The sequence below is a fragment of the Hymenobacter mellowenesis genome, assembly GCF_030581005.1.
Lineage (GTDB): Bacteria > Bacteroidota > Bacteroidia > Cytophagales > Hymenobacteraceae > Hymenobacter > Hymenobacter mellowenesis.
On sequence record NZ_JAUQSX010000016.1, the window covers coordinates 15051 to 30321 of the forward strand.

5 protein-coding genes are annotated in these 15271 nt (G+C 63.2%); all 5 read right to left on the reverse strand.

Annotated features, from left to right (window positions below):
* Positions 1 to 56: 56 nt before the first annotated feature.
* Positions 57 to 665, reverse strand: coding sequence for a porin family protein (locus tag Q5H92_RS23340; RefSeq protein WP_305013985.1), 609 nt, complete (start codon positions 663 to 665; stop codon positions 57 to 59).
* Positions 666 to 1035: 370 nt separating this feature from the next.
* On the reverse strand, positions 1036 to 7023 hold the full coding sequence (locus Q5H92_RS23345; protein ID WP_305013986.1) for a right-handed parallel beta-helix repeat-containing protein: 5988 nt from the start codon (positions 7021 to 7023) through the stop codon (positions 1036 to 1038).
* Positions 7024 to 7405: 382 nt separating this feature from the next.
* Positions 7406 to 9172 carry a GEVED domain-containing protein gene (locus Q5H92_RS23350; RefSeq protein ID WP_305013987.1) on the reverse strand — a complete coding sequence of 589 codons (1767 nt, stop codon included), beginning with the start codon at positions 9170 to 9172 and terminating at the stop codon, positions 7406 to 7408.
* Between the two features lie 284 nt (positions 9173 to 9456).
* The gene (locus Q5H92_RS23355) at positions 9457 to 10770 is read right to left on the reverse strand and encodes a M43 family zinc metalloprotease (RefSeq protein WP_305013988.1); all 1314 of its coding nucleotides are present in this window, start codon (positions 10768 to 10770) and stop codon (positions 9457 to 9459) included.
* 328 nt (positions 10771 to 11098) lie between these two features.
* The gene (locus tag Q5H92_RS23360) at positions 11099 to 15208 is read right to left on the reverse strand and encodes a metallophosphoesterase (protein WP_305013989.1); all 4110 of its coding nucleotides are present in this window, start codon (positions 15206 to 15208) and stop codon (positions 11099 to 11101) included.
* Between the last annotated feature and the right edge of the window lie 63 nt (positions 15209 to 15271).

Below are 15271 nucleotides of genomic sequence, written 5' to 3' on the forward strand. Positions count from 1 at the left end.
CGGCCGCACACGCAGCCGGGGCTTCTTTCGCGGCTGCCCAACCGGGCCGGACGGCCTCAGTCGCGCCGGCCCACCATGGCCGACAGGTAGAGCTGAAACGCCAAGTTGCGGGCCGTGTCGTCGGCCGTGGCTCCTTTGACCACGTGCCGGAGCCCGCCGTTGGCGCGCAGGCCCAGGCCCAGCCCATTGGCTAGCTGGTAGCCGAAGCCGGCGGCGTACCCCACGTCGAAGGGAGGGTAGCTGCCGGCAAAGTCGGAGGTGACGCGCGCCAGCGGCTTACGGGTGTCGATGCTGGCTTCCGAGCCGGCCAGGTAGCCCACCTGCAGGCCGGCTTCGACGAACAGGCCGCCGACGCCGGTGGCCAGGCGCAGCAGCACGGGCACGTCCACGTAGCTGAGCCGGATGCGGGTGCTGCTGTTCTCTTCGTGGGCGCCTTTCTGCGAATACAGCACCTCGGGCTGGAGCGAAAGCCGGTCGTTGAGCGGAATGTTGACGAGCACCCCGCCGTGGAAGCCCCACTTGTAGGCCGCCCCGTCGACGTGCGCGCCCACGACCGTGGTGTAGGAAGGACCGCCTTTGAGCCCGAAGCGTACGCCCTGAGCCTGGGCGGTGGGCATACCGATAGCCGTCCCGGCCAGCGTGGCCAGTAGAAGAAACCGTTTCATAAATTGGGAGGAGATGGGGTGGAATGGAAGGATGGGGCCGCAAGATAGGCGCTGACGAAACGTCCGGCCCGGCGCACAAGCGCGGATTTGGCAGCCGGCATTCAAGAAATTCGCAGCTTAATCAACGGGTTCAACGAGTCCAGCGACGGCGAATAAATAAAAGGACATATATCATCCCCCACTCTTTCCATATCATGCGCTCCGCCTCCCTTTCACCAACCAAGAAGCTTCGGCTACGTGAATGACAGGGGCTTTTTAGGTGACGCTTCACCGCTGTAGATTTCGCGCTTTCTCCCCATAAAAAAAGCCCCGACCAACCGGCCGGGGCTTTTCAACTTTGAAAGAATAGCTCAGAACAACGCAGCGCCGCTTATTGCAGCACCACTTTGCGGGTCAGCACCTCGGCGCCGGCTTGCACGCGCAGGGTGTAGAGGCCGGCGGCCAGGCCCAGGGTCGATACCTGCTGCTCGCCGGTGCCGGCCAGGGGCTGGCGCTTCACCACTTGGCCCAGAGCGTTGAGCAGCTCCACGCTGCCGGTGCCGGCCGTGCCCGTGGCCAGGCGCAGCGTGAGCTGGCCGGTGGCGCTGGGGTTGGGGTACACCGCCAGGGCCGTGCTGTTGGCGCTGCGGGTGCCCGAGAGCACCGTGGGCGTGATGGTGAACGAGCCGCCCGGGTCCGAAGAGCCGAAGTTGCTCACGGCGATGTAGTAGGTCTGGCCCGGCGTGAGGCCGGTCACGGCCACCGCGCCCACGCTGGTGCTGTTGGCGCCGCTGCCTGCGCACTGCACCAGGTTGAACGGCCCGGCCGAGCAGCTGGGGCTGCTGTACACGCGCACCGTGCCGGCGGGGGCACCGGTGAGGGTGAGCGTCATGCTGGCCGCCGCCGGGGCGAAGGTGAACCACACATCGCGGGGCAGCTGGCCGCCGCCGCAGTTCGGGAAGTTTATGCCGCTCTGCACGCTGGTGCTGGCCCCGGCGTTGCTGCTGCTGGTGGTGGTGCCGTTGGTGAGGGCCACGGCGCCGCAGGGCTCGTCGTTGGGCGGGGTGGGCTGGTCGAAGGTGATGGTGAGCGTGTTGTTGGTGGTGTTGCCGTCGGGGTTGCCGTTGGGCAGGCTGGCGCTCACGGTCAGGGTGTTGGTGCCCTGCTGGGGCACGCTCAGGCCCGGCGTGAAGCTGAGCTGCTGGGTGGCATTGGGCGCCAGCGTGAGGCCCGCGAAGGTCTGGGCTACCGGTGTGCCGGTGTTCAGGGTGTAGGTGAGCACCACCGAGGTGAGCGTGGTCGCGCCGTTGTTGCGGATGGTGACGCGCAGCGGGTTCACGCCGGGCGTGGCCGTGGTGTTGGGCGAGTCGATGCTCACCAGGGCCACGTCGTCGGTGATGGGAGCAAACTCGTAGGCGCCCAGGTCGGGCGGCGAGTTGCGCAACACGCCAGCAAAGTCGCGCGGCACGCGGGCCAGCGGGGTGCCGGCACCGTCGAGCGGGGCCGTGGTGGGCCGGTAGTTGCCCTGGGCCACGTTCACGAAGCGGGGCTCGGCGGCCACGCTATTCTGGTCGTAGGCATTGCCGTTGGCCGTGCGCCAGTCGGCCAGGGTGGCGAAGTTGGCGGTGCCGTAGCGGCCGGTGAAGTAGGTGCCGGCCGTGCCCACGTACAGGTCGTTGTAGTTCGAGGTGATGGCCGAAGTCGTCGTCACGAAGTACAGCGCGTATTTGCTCCCCGAGCCGCCGGTGCGCGTCACGCTCACGATATTGTTGCGGAAATCAATGCCCGTGGCCACCGTGGTTTGGTAGAAGCCATAGGTCGTCTGGGTAGCGCCGCCCGAGGCGTTGTCCAGCGAAATCGTGTTGTGGTAGTAGCGGGCAAAATCCGAGCTGGCGTTGTAGATGCCGTACTGCGTGCCAGAACCGGTGAAGTTGTAGATGAGGTTGTTCACCGCATCGTTCTCGGTGCCGGCCGCGCCGTCCGAGGCCGTGAAGTACAGGCCGTAGGCGATGCCCGTGTCGGTGGGGTCGCCGGTGTAGGGGTCGTGGATGCGGTTGCGCTCCACGGCCGTGCCCGCGCAGCCGTTCAGGTACACGCCGTAGAAGGTGCTTACCACGGCGCGGGTCGTGCGGTGTACGTCGTTGCCGATAACCTGCGCGCCACTCTGGTTTTCCACATCGATGCCGTAGAAGTAGAAGTCGCGCACCTCGTTGCCGGTCACGCGCAGGCCGGTGTTGCGGGCTGTGGTGCTCGCGCCCGTCACCGTCAGGCAGTAGTAGCCGCCGCTGAGCACGCTGTTTTCGACGCGCAGGCTGTTGGCGTCGCCCACCGTGGTGGCCGAGGTCACGCTGCCGCTGGCCGCAATGGCCGCGTTGGCCGTGCTCGACGTAGCGGCGGCCGGCCCCATCACCACGCAGCTGGCCACGCGGTTGTTGTTGGCCTGCCCCACGAGGTGCACGCCAATGCCGTAGGTGGCGCCCGCCGAGGCGTCAATGGTCAGGTTTTGCAGCGTCAGGCGGTCGGTGCCGTTGAGGAGCACGGCGGCTGGCTGGGCCACCACGCCAGTGTAGCGCAGGGTTTGCTTGCTGGCGCCGCCATCCACCACAATGGTGTCGGTGGCGCTCACGCCGGCCACCTGGCCCAGCGAAAACTGCTCGGTGTAGGGCCCATTCAGCACATTGAAGCGCACTGAAGCCGCGATGCCGGCGCCGTTTAGCGCCGCCGCCGCCTCGGTGAAGCTGGCGAAGTTGGTGCCGCCCGTGGCCGCGTTCTTGTTGATGGTGTAGGTGCCTGCCAGCGCCGTGTACAGGGTCACGGTCTGGGTGTTGTTGTTGGGGTTGGCGTCGGTGGTGCCGTTGGGCAGGCTCGCCGTCACGGCCAGCTGGTTGGCCCCGCTCACCAGCGTCACCGGCGTCGTAAACGACACAGTGCCGGTGGCGCCAGCCGCAATGGCTGGGCTCAGCGTGAAGGTCTGGGTTACCGCCGTGCCGCCATTCAGAGAATATTCCAGACGCACGGTGCTCAAAGCTACCTGGCCGTTGTTGCGGATGGTCACCGTCACGGTGCGGGGGCCGGGCGTGGCCGGCGCGACGGGCGAGGTGATGGTTTCGACCGCCACATCGTTGGTGGCCGGGGTGAATTCGTAGGCGCCCAGGTCGGGGGCCGTGGTGCTGCGCAGGGCGTTGGTGAAGTCGCGCGGCACGCGGGCCAGCGGCGTGGCCGCCCCATTGAGGGAGCTGGCCGTGGGTTGCAGGTTGCCGGCGGCCAGGTTCAGGAACTGCGGGTCTGCCTGCACGCTGTTCTGGTCGAAGGCGCTGCCGTTGGCGGCTTTCCAGTCGGCCAGCGTCACGAAGTCGGTGGTGTAGCGGCCGGTGAAGTACAGCGCGCCCGTGCTCACGTACAGGTCGTTGTAGTTCGAGGTGATGCTCGACGTAATGGTATTGAAGTACAGCGCGTACTTGCTGCCGGTGCCGCCGGTGCGCGTCACGCTCACCACGTTGTTGCGAAAATCAATGCCCGTCGCCAGCGTGGTCTGGTAGAAGCCGTAGGTCAACTGCGTGGCGCCGGTGGCCGCCTGGTTGTCCAGCGACACCGTGTTGTAGTAGTAGCGGGCATAGTCCGAGCCCACGTTGTAGATGCCGTATTCCGTACCCGAGCCGTTGAAGTTGTATACCAGGTTGTTCACCATGTCATTCTCGGCGCCGGCCGTGCCGTCGGCTGAGATGTAGAGCCCGTAGGCGGCCGAGGTGCTGGCCGTATTGCCCGTGAAGCTGTCGTGGATGCGGTTGCGCTCCACGGCCGTGCCCGCCACGCCCACCAGGTACACCCCATAAAAGGTGCTCAACCCGGGGCGGGTAGTGCGGTGGATGTTGTTGTTGATAAGCTGCGCGCCGCTCTGGTTCTCTACGTCGAGGCCGTAGAGGTAGAAATCCCGGATTTCATTGCCCATCACCCGAATGCCGGAGTTGCGGGCCGTGGCGCTGGCGCCGGTCAGCACCACGCCGTAGTAGCCGCCGCTGAGCACGTTGTTCTCGATGCGCAGGTTATTGGCGTCGCCGGCCGAAGAAGCGGAGGTGACGCCGCCGCTGGCCGCAATGGCCGCGTTGGCCACGCTGGAGGTGGCCGCCGTGGGGCCCATCACCACGCAGTTGGCCACGCGGTTGTTGTTGGCCTGGCCCACCAGCAGCACGCCCACGCCATACGTGGCGCCGGCCGAGGCGTCGATGGTCAGGTTTTGCAGCGTCACGCGGTCGGTGCCGTTCAGGACCACCGCGCCCGGCTGGGTCACGGTGCCGGTGTAGCTCAGCGTCTGTTTGCTGGCGCCGCCGTCCACCACAATGGTGTCGGTGGCACTCACGCCGGCCACTTGGTCCAGCACAAATTGCTCAGCATATGGCCCGTTCAGCACATTGAAGCGCACCGAGGCCGAAATGCCGCCCCCGTTCAGCACCGTAGCCGCCTCAGTGAAGCTGGCGAAGTTGGTGCCGCCCGTCGCTACGTTCTTATTGATGGTGTAGGTGCCGGCCAGCGCCGGGTAGAAGCTCGACGTCTGGGTGTTATTGCCGGGGTTGGAGTCAGTGCTGCCGTTGGGCAGGCTGGCCGTCACGCTCAAGGTATTGAGGCCGGTCACCACGGTGCCTTGAGTGGTGAAGGACACGGCGCGGGTGGCGCCGGCTGCCAGGCCCGGCGTCAGCGTGAAAGTCTGCGCTACCGGCGTGCCGCCGTTCAGGGTGTAGGTAAGCACCACGGTATTCAGCGGCACCAGGCCATTGTTGCGAATGGTCACCGTCACGGTGCGGGCGCCGGTGGCTACCGGCGCGGCGGGCGAGTCGATGCTTTCCACGGCCACGTCGTTGCTGGCCGGGGTGAATTCGTAGGCGCCCATATCGGGGGCCGTGGTGCTGCGCAAGGCGTTGGTGAAGTCGCGCGGCACGCGGGCCAGCGGCGTGGCCGTGCCATTGAGCGGACTGGCCGAAGGCACCAGCGTGGCGCCCACAAACTCGGGGTTCACCTGCACGCTGTTGGCGTCGTAAATGCCGCCGTTAGCGGTGCGCCAGTTGGCCAGCGTCACGAAATCAGCCGTGCCGTAAGCGCCGGTGAAGTAGGTGGCGCCGGTACCGATGTACAGGTCGTTGTAGTTGGAGCTAATGGTCGAAGTCGTCGTGTTGAAGCCCAGGGCCTTTTTCTCGCCCGTGCCGCCGGTGCGCGTCACGCTCACCACGTTGTTGCGGATGTCGATGCCCGTGGCCAGCGTGGTCTGGTAAATGCCGTAGGTGGTTTGGGTCGCGCCCGTGCCCGCCTGGCTGTCCAGCGAAATCGTGTTGTAGTAGTAGCGGGCAAAGTCCGAGCTGCTGTTGTAAACGCCGTACTCCGTGCCCGCACCGTTGAAGTTGTACACGAGGTTGTTCACCGCGTCGTTCTCGGTGCCCGCCGTGCCATCCGAAGCCGTGAAATAGATGCCGTAAGCGGCCGAGGTGCTGGCCGGGTTGCCCGTGAAGCTGTCGTGGATGCGGTTGCGCTCCACGGCCGTGCCCGCGCAGCCGTTCAAATACACGCCGTAGAAGGCCGTCACGCCGGTGCGGTTCGTCCGGTGAATGTTGTTGTTGAGGAGGCGCGCCCCACTGTGGTTTTCCACGTCCAGGCCATAGCCGTAGAAGTCGCGGATTTCGTTGCCCGTCACCCGCAGGCCGGTAGCCCGCGCCGTGGCGCTCGTGCCGGTCAGAATCACGCCATAGTAGCCGCCACTGAGCACGTTGTTCTCGATGCGCAGGTTATTGGCATTGCCCGCCGAGGTGCCCGAGGTCACGCCGCCGCTGGCCGCAATGGCTGCATCGGCCGTGGTCGAGGTGGCGGCGGCCGGGCCCATCACCACGCAGTTGGCCACGCGGTTGTTGTCGGCCTGGCCCACCAGCAGCACACCAATACCGTAGGTGGCGCCCGCCGAGGCGTCAATGGTCAGGTTTTGGAGGGTGATGCGGTCGGTGCCATTCAGCAGTACGGCCGCTGGCTGGGCCACCACGCCGGTGTAGGTCAGGGTCTGCTTGCTGGCGCCGCCGTCCACCACAATGGTGTCGGTGGCGCTCACGCCGGCCACCTGGCCCAGCGAAAACTGCTCGTTGTATGGCCCGTTGAGCACATTGAAGCGCACCGAGGCCGAAATGCCCGACGTATTCAGCGCCGTGGCGGCCTCCGTGAAGGAGGCGAAGTTGGTGCCGCCCGTCGCGGCGTTTCTGTTAATGGTGTAAGTACCGGCCAGCTGCGCGAAGGCCGCTGGTCCGGCCAGCATCAGCGCCATCAGCGCTACCCAGCGGCTGGTGCGCCGGGCCATTTGGCGTCCCGATGCAGGCGTCTTGGTTGACGACAAAGTATTTGTGTTCATATAAAAAAGGAGAGTGAGAAATACATTGCTGCCTGTAAAACCGCAATGGAAAGTTTTGCGATTTCCACAAATCAGCATACCATAGTTACAAAAAAATTATCAAAAGCGTAATAAAGCCCTGTTTTAATCTCATTTTAATAATAATACAGGTTGCCTGCTATCAGATACATTTTTAATAAAATGCCCGTCCATTCAAAAAATGATGAGTATTTGATGAATTTTCAGTTGAATCCTTAAGTATCAAAAGATTCTGGCTTCTTTGGAAAAATTATGCTCCGCTTCCAAATGCCAGCTTCCACCCGCCCAAAAGCAAAAAAGCCCCGGCCATGCAGCCGGGGCTTTTTGTGATGAAGGGAAGCGCAAGCCGCACTTCACATGCGGGCTATTGCTTCACGAAGCGCTGGTGCGTGGTGCGGCTGCCGTCGCTCACGCTTAGCATATAGATGCCGGTGCGCAGTTCGGCCACGTTCAGCTGGCCGTCTTCCAGGCGCAGGCCCTTGATTTCGGCGCCGCGCAGGTCGAACACGCGCACGGTGAAAGGCTGCTCGGGGTCGGCGTTCAGCGGGCGGGCAATGCGCAGCACGTCGGTGGCCGGGTTCGGGAAAAGGGTGTACTGGTCGGGCAGGGCGTTGGCGTTACTGGTGCGGGCCACCACAGCCGTGCCGTCGGTGCGGGCCGTGCCGCCGGTGATGTTCACGGTATAGTCTTCGGTTTCGCCGTAGCTGTAGCTGTTGCAGCTGGTGGTGCCGCTGTTGTCGCTCAGCACCACGCGCAAGCGGGTGGCGCCGGTTTTGGCCGTGGTGGGCACCGTGAAGGAGCCCGAGCGGGTGGCGGCGCTGCTGCTGGCCGCCGCATTCACCACCAGTTCACCGGCGTCGGTGAACACGCCGTTCTGGTTGTAGTCGATGTACACTTTCACGTACTCCGAATACGCCGTGCCGGCGAAGCCAGCCGAGAAGTAGATGGTCTGGGCCGAGCCGGCGGCCAGGCTGGTACTCAGCGCCGTGCCATTGTAGTAGCCGCCATCGGCCCCCGAGCTGCGGTTGATGCTGCCGAGCTGCACCAGGTCCACGTACTCGTAGGCTACGCTGCCGCCCTTGCTGGTGCAGTAGGTGACGGTGGGCGGCGGCGTGGTGCCGCCGGGGGCCACGCCGCCCTGCGAGGTGAGCAGGCTGGCGCGGGCGCCGCCGCTGGCAAACAAGGCGTTCATGCGCGAGCTCTGACCGGTCGAGAACATGAACATGGCCGCGTCGTCCACGTAGTCCATGTAGTTCATGAACATGTCGCCGTTCGGGCCGTTCGAGCAGCTCACCTGCGGGAAGGTGGGCTTGCCGTAGTTTTCGTCGGCCTGGTTGGGGGTGTCGCTCACGTTGTCGGTGCCGGTGCAGGCCGTGCCATCGTCGCCCCAGATGTGATTCAGGTTCAGCCAGTGGCCCACTTCGTGGCTGCCGGTGCGGCCCAGGTTGTAGGGCGCCGTCACGGAGCCGGTGCGGCCGAAGTACACGGGCGAAATCACTACGCCGTCGGTAGCGGCCGCGCCGCCCGGGAACTGTGCGTAGCCCAGAATGCCGCCCCCGATGGTACCCACCCACAGGTTGAGGTACTGGCTCGAATTCCAGGCGTCGAGGCCGCCGGTGCTGGCTTTCTTGATTTTATCGGCCGTGCCCCAGGTGGTGATGGTGCTGCTTTTGCGCTCGATGCCGGTGGTGGCCACGCCGCTCGGGGTGCGCTTGGCCAGCGTGAACTGGATGCCTACGTCGGCCACCAGCCCGGCGAAGACGCTGGGGGTTTTGGTGTAGTCGGCGTTCAGTTTGTGGTAGTCCTCGTTGAGCACATCAATCTGCGACTGAATCTGGGCGTCCGAAATGTTCTCCGAAGCCGTGCTGTACAGCACGTGCACCACTACCGGAATGGTGACCGTGATGGCCGAGGTACGTTGCGCCGTGCCCACGTGGGCCGCCGCGTATTGCAACGCCTGCTGGTTGATGGTGGTCATGCGCTGGGCCAGGGCGGGGTCGGCGGCCAGCTGCGCTTTCAGCACGTCGTCGCTGGCGCAGGTGCGGTGCGGGGCCGTTTGGGCGTGGGCCGGGGTAGCGACCAACGACAGTCCAAGTAAGCCCAGGGCTACTGCGTAAACAGTTGTTTTCATGTAAAAAATGTTGTGATTATGAAAAAATTACGCCGGCAAGCTATTGAAAATTATTTAAAATAATGACAATAAAATTCGGGCTAAACCTGTATAATTCGCAACAATTTTTACTTTACTATTAAAAAATAATATAAATTTTTAATAAACTCGTTAACAGCTACTCCTGCAATCGTTTGTTCTCAGTCTGCACTCCGAAATTTTCTTTTGCGAAACCCTGAAAAACAACAACGCCCTGCCGGTGGGGCAGGGCGTTGCGTTAGTTAAACTGATGGAGTTTGACCAGTCTACTCCTTCTCAAAGCGCTGACGCGAGGTGTTCACGCCGTCGTTGATGCTGATGTAGTACAGGCCTTTGGGCAGGGCTTCGATTTGCAGTTGGCCTTGGCCGTCGTAGCGGGCTTGGCGCATTTCGTGGCCGCTCAGGTCGTACACGCGCACCGAGTACCGGGCGGCGTCAGCACCGGCGGGCACAGTCAGGCTCACGGCTTCGCGGCCGGGGTTCGGGAAGATGGTTACGACGGTAGCCGTAGCAGCCTGGCGCAGCACGCCGCTGTTGGTGGCAAAGCTGGAGCGGGCCCCACCGGCATCGAATACGGCAGTCATGCGCGTGGCCTGGCCCTGCGAGAACATGAACATGCACCGGTCGTCGGTGTAATCCATGTAGTTCATGAACATGTCGCCGCCGTTGCTGCACGAAGCTTTAGTAGCGGCCGGGCAGCCGTAGTTCTCTGCGCCCTGGTTGGGAGTGTCAGCTACCAGGTCGGAGCCGGTGCAGGCACCGTTATCGTCGCCCCAGATGTGGCGCAGGTTCATCCAGTGGCCCACTTCGTGGGTGGCGGTGCGGCCCAGGTCGTAAGGAGTGCTGTAGGTGCCGGCCGGGTACTTGGCGCGGCTACCGAAAGCCGAGTACAGAATTACCACGCCGTCGGTGGCGGCAGCGCCGCCGGGAAACTGGGCGTAGCCGAGCAGGCCGTTGCCCAGGTTGCACGACCAGAGGTTGAGGTATTTAGAAGTATCCCAGGCATCGTCGCCGCCGCGCTTGGAACTCTTCACCGCGTCGTTGGTGCTCCACGAGCGGGTTTTGGTCGATTTGTGCACGATGCCGTTGGGGGCCAGCACAAACCGCACGGGCGCGGCCGCCGCCAGCCCTGAGTACCGGTAGGTGTTGGTGCGGTCGGCGTTAAGCTTCTGGAAGTCTTCGTTCAGCACGGCAATCTGCGACTGCACTTGGGCGTCGGAGATGTTTTCGGCAGCCGTGTTGTAAAGCACGTGCACCACCACCGGAATGGTGACCGGGCCGCTGAGCAGCGCCGCGGTGCCGCCCGTAGTGCCGCCTATGGCGCGCTGCTGAGCAGCGGCCGCCGCCCGAGCCGCCACAAAGCGCTGCGTCTGGGCCTCGATGGCCTGCATGCGCTGGGCCAGGGCCGGGTCGGCGGCCATTTGGGCCTGGAGCACGTCATTGGACGCGCAGGAGCGGTGCAGGATAACCGGCGAAATGTCTTCAATAACTGGCTGGGCGGCGCGGCTGGCCACGTTCTGAGCCAGCAAGGGACTTGCGCTGCCCAGCAGGGCCAGCGCGGAGAGGTAAGTTTTTTTCATGTAGCTGTGCGAAATAGGTTGTGGGAAAGGAGTTGATAAATGAGAATTACGAGGCGCCAATCTAGTAAAAAAATTTGGCTAACTGCACCTATTGATTGCCATTTCGCACATTACATCAGGCAAATTGCCTTACTCATTTCAATAATTCTGAGCAAATTCTGATTTTTTCAAAATTGAATATGACTACAGGTGGCCCAAACCGACTTTGCCCCCCGCGAAGCGCCCCATAATTCTGCACGCTTAGCATCCCGAAAAAAGGTTCGCCCCCAGGCTTCGGCAAGTTGCCAAAGCCTGGGGGCGAACCTTTTTTTTCAGGCGAGCCGCCGCCTTAGAACAGGAAGTCGAACCCGACGAAAACCAGCTTCTCCTCCCCTACCGAGTAGGTAGCGTTGATGACGGCCGCCTTGAGAATGTCGACGTAGATGCCGCCGCCGAAGCCGCTGTGGAAGGCGTTGATGCCGGTGTACTCGCCGGTGTCGTTGTCGGAGTACACGCGGCCCACATCGGCCAGGCCCATGATGCCGAACTTGCCGGGGAAGAGGTAGGCATTGAAGGAAAACAGCTCCAGACGCGGCTCGAAGTTGGCGTACACGGCCGTGCGGCCGGCGAAGCGGGTGCGGCGGTAGCCGCGCAGGTTGGTGGTGCCGCCCAGGGTGTTGGCCTGGTAGAAGCGGTAGTCGCCGAAGTTGCGCTGGTAGCCGATGCGGCCGGCGTAGGTGAGGTGGAAGGGGAAATTGGGCGTGAGGTAGGCCCGGAATTCGGTGCTGATGCGGCCGAAGCTCAGGCTTTCCTGGTTGAGCTGGAAGTTGTACTGGAACTCGTTGTACCAGCGCAGGCCGATGCGCGGGTTCTTGGCCGAGGAGCTGGCGTCGAGGTTGAGGTACATCAGCCCGCCGAGGTACTGGTTGGTCTGGAAATCGGAGGAGCGGATGCCGAAGCGGCGGTTTTCATAGGTCGTCACGCCGCCCTTGGTCAGGCTGTCTTTGATAACCGAGCCGATGGGGTCCTTCGCGATGCGGAACTGGTCATACTGCGGGCCGATGCCGAACTTGAGGAAGGTGAACAGCTTGCGCTCAAAAGTGGGCGCGATGGTGAGCCGCTCGAAGCGCACGCGGTAGGCGCTGTTCACGGAGCGCACCGTGACACGGCCCTTCTGCTCGTCCTCGGTAGCCAGGTTGGCGGTGTTGTTGCCGATGCCGAAGAAGTTGTAGAGCAGCTGCGGGCCGTAGTACTGGGCCGCGATGTGCAAATCCGTCTTCTTGAAAATGCGCGTAAACTGCCCCGTGTAGCGGATGTTGAAGGCCTCGCGGGCCGGCGCGAAGTTGGCCGCAATGGTCTGCTCCCACGAATACGGCTCGCGGCGGAAGCCGTAGTGGCGGTAGGTCACGCCGCCGCCCAGCAGGATGCCGTCGTCAATGTTGTACCCGAAGTACAGGGCCGGGCCCACGTAGTCGAGGCGGTAGTCCTTCAGGTCGAAGCGGTGCGGGTAGTCGTAGCGGCTCACCTCGTAGCCGGGCTCCAGGCGCAGGCGGGCTTCGGAGCTGGGGTTGATGACGTTGCCGGTGTCGGCGTCGTAAATCTGGGTTTTGTGAAGCAGGCCGCCCACGTGGTCGCGGGTGGTGATGGTGTCGCGGCCCTTGCCGGCAATGATGCGCAGCTTCACGCCGCGATTTACATCGCCGCGCACGTCGTACACGTCCTTGCCGTCGATGCCGTAGAGGCGCACCTCATCGGTCACGTCGTCGTCGAAGGTGCGGTCGTAGAGCACCTTGCTCACCTTGCCCTCCTTGTTGATTTTGCGCATCACCACGTGGGTTTTGCGGTTGGGCAGGCGCTCCACGATGAACTTCTCGCGCTTTTTCGAGCCGCGCACTTCCACAATTTCGGCCAGTACGTCGGCGTAGTCACCGGCCAGCTTGGGCAGCAGGTCGCGGCGGCTTTTTAGTTTGGCAATGATTTCCTTGCCGTGCAGGTCGTAAATCTCCTTGGGCCACTTCTCGCGGAAGGCCTTCTCAATCACCTCGTCGGTGAGGTGGCTTTTCATGTAGTCGGCCTGGGCTATCCACTGCTCGCGCGTCACGGCGCTCATGAATACCCGGTCGTTGCTCATGCCCGTCTGGTTCAGGCCACGGAAGTCGGCGTAGTCGTAGCCGAAATTCTGAAAGTTGCGCACCGCAAACTTGCGCGAAATCAGATAGGGAAGCACGCCGTCGCCCTTGAAGAAGGCAATGTCCCGGTCTTCGGGCACGGCCGTGAAGGTTCGGTCGCCGTCCTTGTCTTTTTTCTCGCTCCAGCGCCACTGGTCCTCGTGCCGGTCCCAGTCGCCAATCCACATGTCAAACAAGCGCGAGCGGGCAAAGGCCACCTGGTCCACCTGGTTGTCGTTGTCGTCAATCAGGCGGGTGAGCATCTTGTCGGTGCTCACCAGGTTTTTGGCGAAGCCCAGGCTGGCCACGTTGTCCTGGCTGTCCTTGGCGTCTTCCTCCAAAGCGGCGGGCAGGTTGGCAAACTGCGCGTAGTACTGCCCCAGCAGCGGGTCCTGCGGAATATAAACCGGCGTGGGGTTGGTGTGCAGAATGCCGGCGGCCGTGCCCAGCGGCGGCAGCACGAACGAGGCATACGGGTGCTGGGCCGAAATCTGGTCCTGCAGCACGGCCTTGGCCAGGCCGGTGCGCAGCTGCTCAGGCAGCACGGCGGCGGGGTCTTTGTCGATGCCGCGCAGGGTGTAGAGGTAGCCGGCGTCGTTGCGCACTTTCAGCGAGGCGGTTTGTTTGCCGCCGCCGGTTTTGTAAGGCATCAGGCCGCCCTTGTCATTAGCCAAATCCAGCACGCGGAACTTCACGGGCGTGGCCCACTCCTTGCGGTAATGCTCGCCCAGCAGCCAGTTGTGGAAGCCGCCGTGCTTGTCGTACTCGGGCTTCACGGCCACAGTCACGGTGCTGTCGCGGTAGTCCGGGCGCTTGGTCGGGATAGGGGCTTTGGCAATGGCCTCGGCGTCTTTTTCTTTCTTCTTTTTCTTGTCCTCTTTCTTCTGCTTGATGGCGTCCTCCGTCTCGGGCAGCTTCTTGCCGTCGGGCGTGCCGTTGGTGGTGGTCAGGGCCGTTTCAGAAATGGGCTGGGCCGGCTGGGTGGCAATGGCGCCCGTGGTTTTGGCGTAGAGCGGCGTGCGGAACACGCGCCGCGCCGTGGTGCCGCTGCCCTGCGGGATGAAGTATTCGGTCCACACCTGGCCGTCGTCGTAGTAGTTCACCTGGGCCCAGCCCTTCTCTTTGTCGGAGAAAATGGCCCCGCCGCCGTCGCCGGGCTTCACGTGCTGGGTTTTGCAGCCCGAGCCGCTCACGATGAAGTGGGTGCTGCCTTCCTTGTAGTACTGCAGGTTGTGCTCGTGCCCGGCGGCGTAAATCACGTTCGGGTGCCGGGCAAAAATATCGAGCAGGCCCTTGCGGTAGGCCTGATAGGCCGGGTGCGGAATGTCCTGGTTAATCCCGCCGTACTTGCGGGCGAACGGGTAAATCGAGCCGATAATGGGCAGCGGCAGAAAAGCGTACTTGAAAACGATGCTGAGCGGGAAAATGTGGTCGGCCAGCGTGAAGTAGCCGCCGTGAATGCCGTCGGAAAACAGCGGGTGGTGGGCAAACACCATGATGTGCTTGTCCTTGTTGCGGGCAATGACTTCTTCAAGCGCCGCGTACACATCGTCCTCATTCTCGGCGCCGCAGTTGCCGTCGCGGCCCGAGGGGCGGTTGGCGGGCGGCGTCACAAACCACTGCGAGTTGAGCGCAATGAGCACGAGGTCGTCCTGCACGCGCACCTCGAAGGGGCCGGGGCAGCCGTCGCGCGGCACGAAGAAGTCGCCGGTGTAGCTGAAGGCCGTCGAGTCCTTCATCATGTAGTTTTCCACGAAAGCCTGCTCGCGGTTCACCTGCTCCAAGCCGCCGATGTTGCCCTGAATCCAGTCGTGGTTGCCGGGCGTCATGTACTTCTCGCCGGGGTAGCCCCGGAAAATATCGAGCTGCATGGTGAGGCGCTTCTCGGCAATTTTCCGGTCGTAGGCGCCTTCTTCGGGCATGCCGTAGTTGTACACGTTGTCGCCCAGGAAGATGGTCGTGCTATTTTTGCCGGCCTTCATAATCTGCTGGCGCAGGTAGTTGAGGCTGGGCTCGCCGCCCTTCTCGGTCGGAATGGGGTTGCCCACATCGCCAATCAGGAATACGCGGTAGCGGATGCGGCTCGAATCGGGCGGGGTGTTGCGCTCCCAGTTCACGCCGGTTTTGCGGTAGTTGGGGCGGCTGTTGTGCGGGTTCTGGTCCGATTCGCCGGGCGAGGGTATCTCTTTTTGAGTTTCTTTGGGCGGCTTGGGCGGCTTGGGGGCCTGCGCAATAGCCCCGACGGGCACGCAGCAAGCCAGCAGAAAAGTGAGGCGGCGAAGTAAGGTCATGGAACGAAGTACGAGCCAAATCCCGGGGCAAACGCCGGGAGTTGACGATAAATAAATGGCCGG

Coding starts and splice junctions, on each gene's coding strand:
- Q5H92_RS23340 (WP_305013985.1), bottom strand. CDS start 665: ATGAAACGGTTTCTTCTACTGGCCACGCTGGCCGGGACGGCTATCGGT.
- Q5H92_RS23345 (WP_305013986.1), bottom strand. CDS start 7,023: ATGAACACAAATACTTTGTCGTCAACCAAGACGCCTGCATCGGGACGC.
- Q5H92_RS23350 (WP_305013987.1), bottom strand. CDS start 9,172: ATGAAAACAACTGTTTACGCAGTAGCCCTGGGCTTACTTGGACTGTCG.
- Q5H92_RS23355 (WP_305013988.1), bottom strand. CDS start 10,770: ATGAAAAAAACTTACCTCTCCGCGCTGGCCCTGCTGGGCAGCGCAAGT.
- Q5H92_RS23360 (WP_305013989.1), bottom strand. CDS start 15,208: ATGACCTTACTTCGCCGCCTCACTTTTCTGCTGGCTTGCTGCGTGCCC.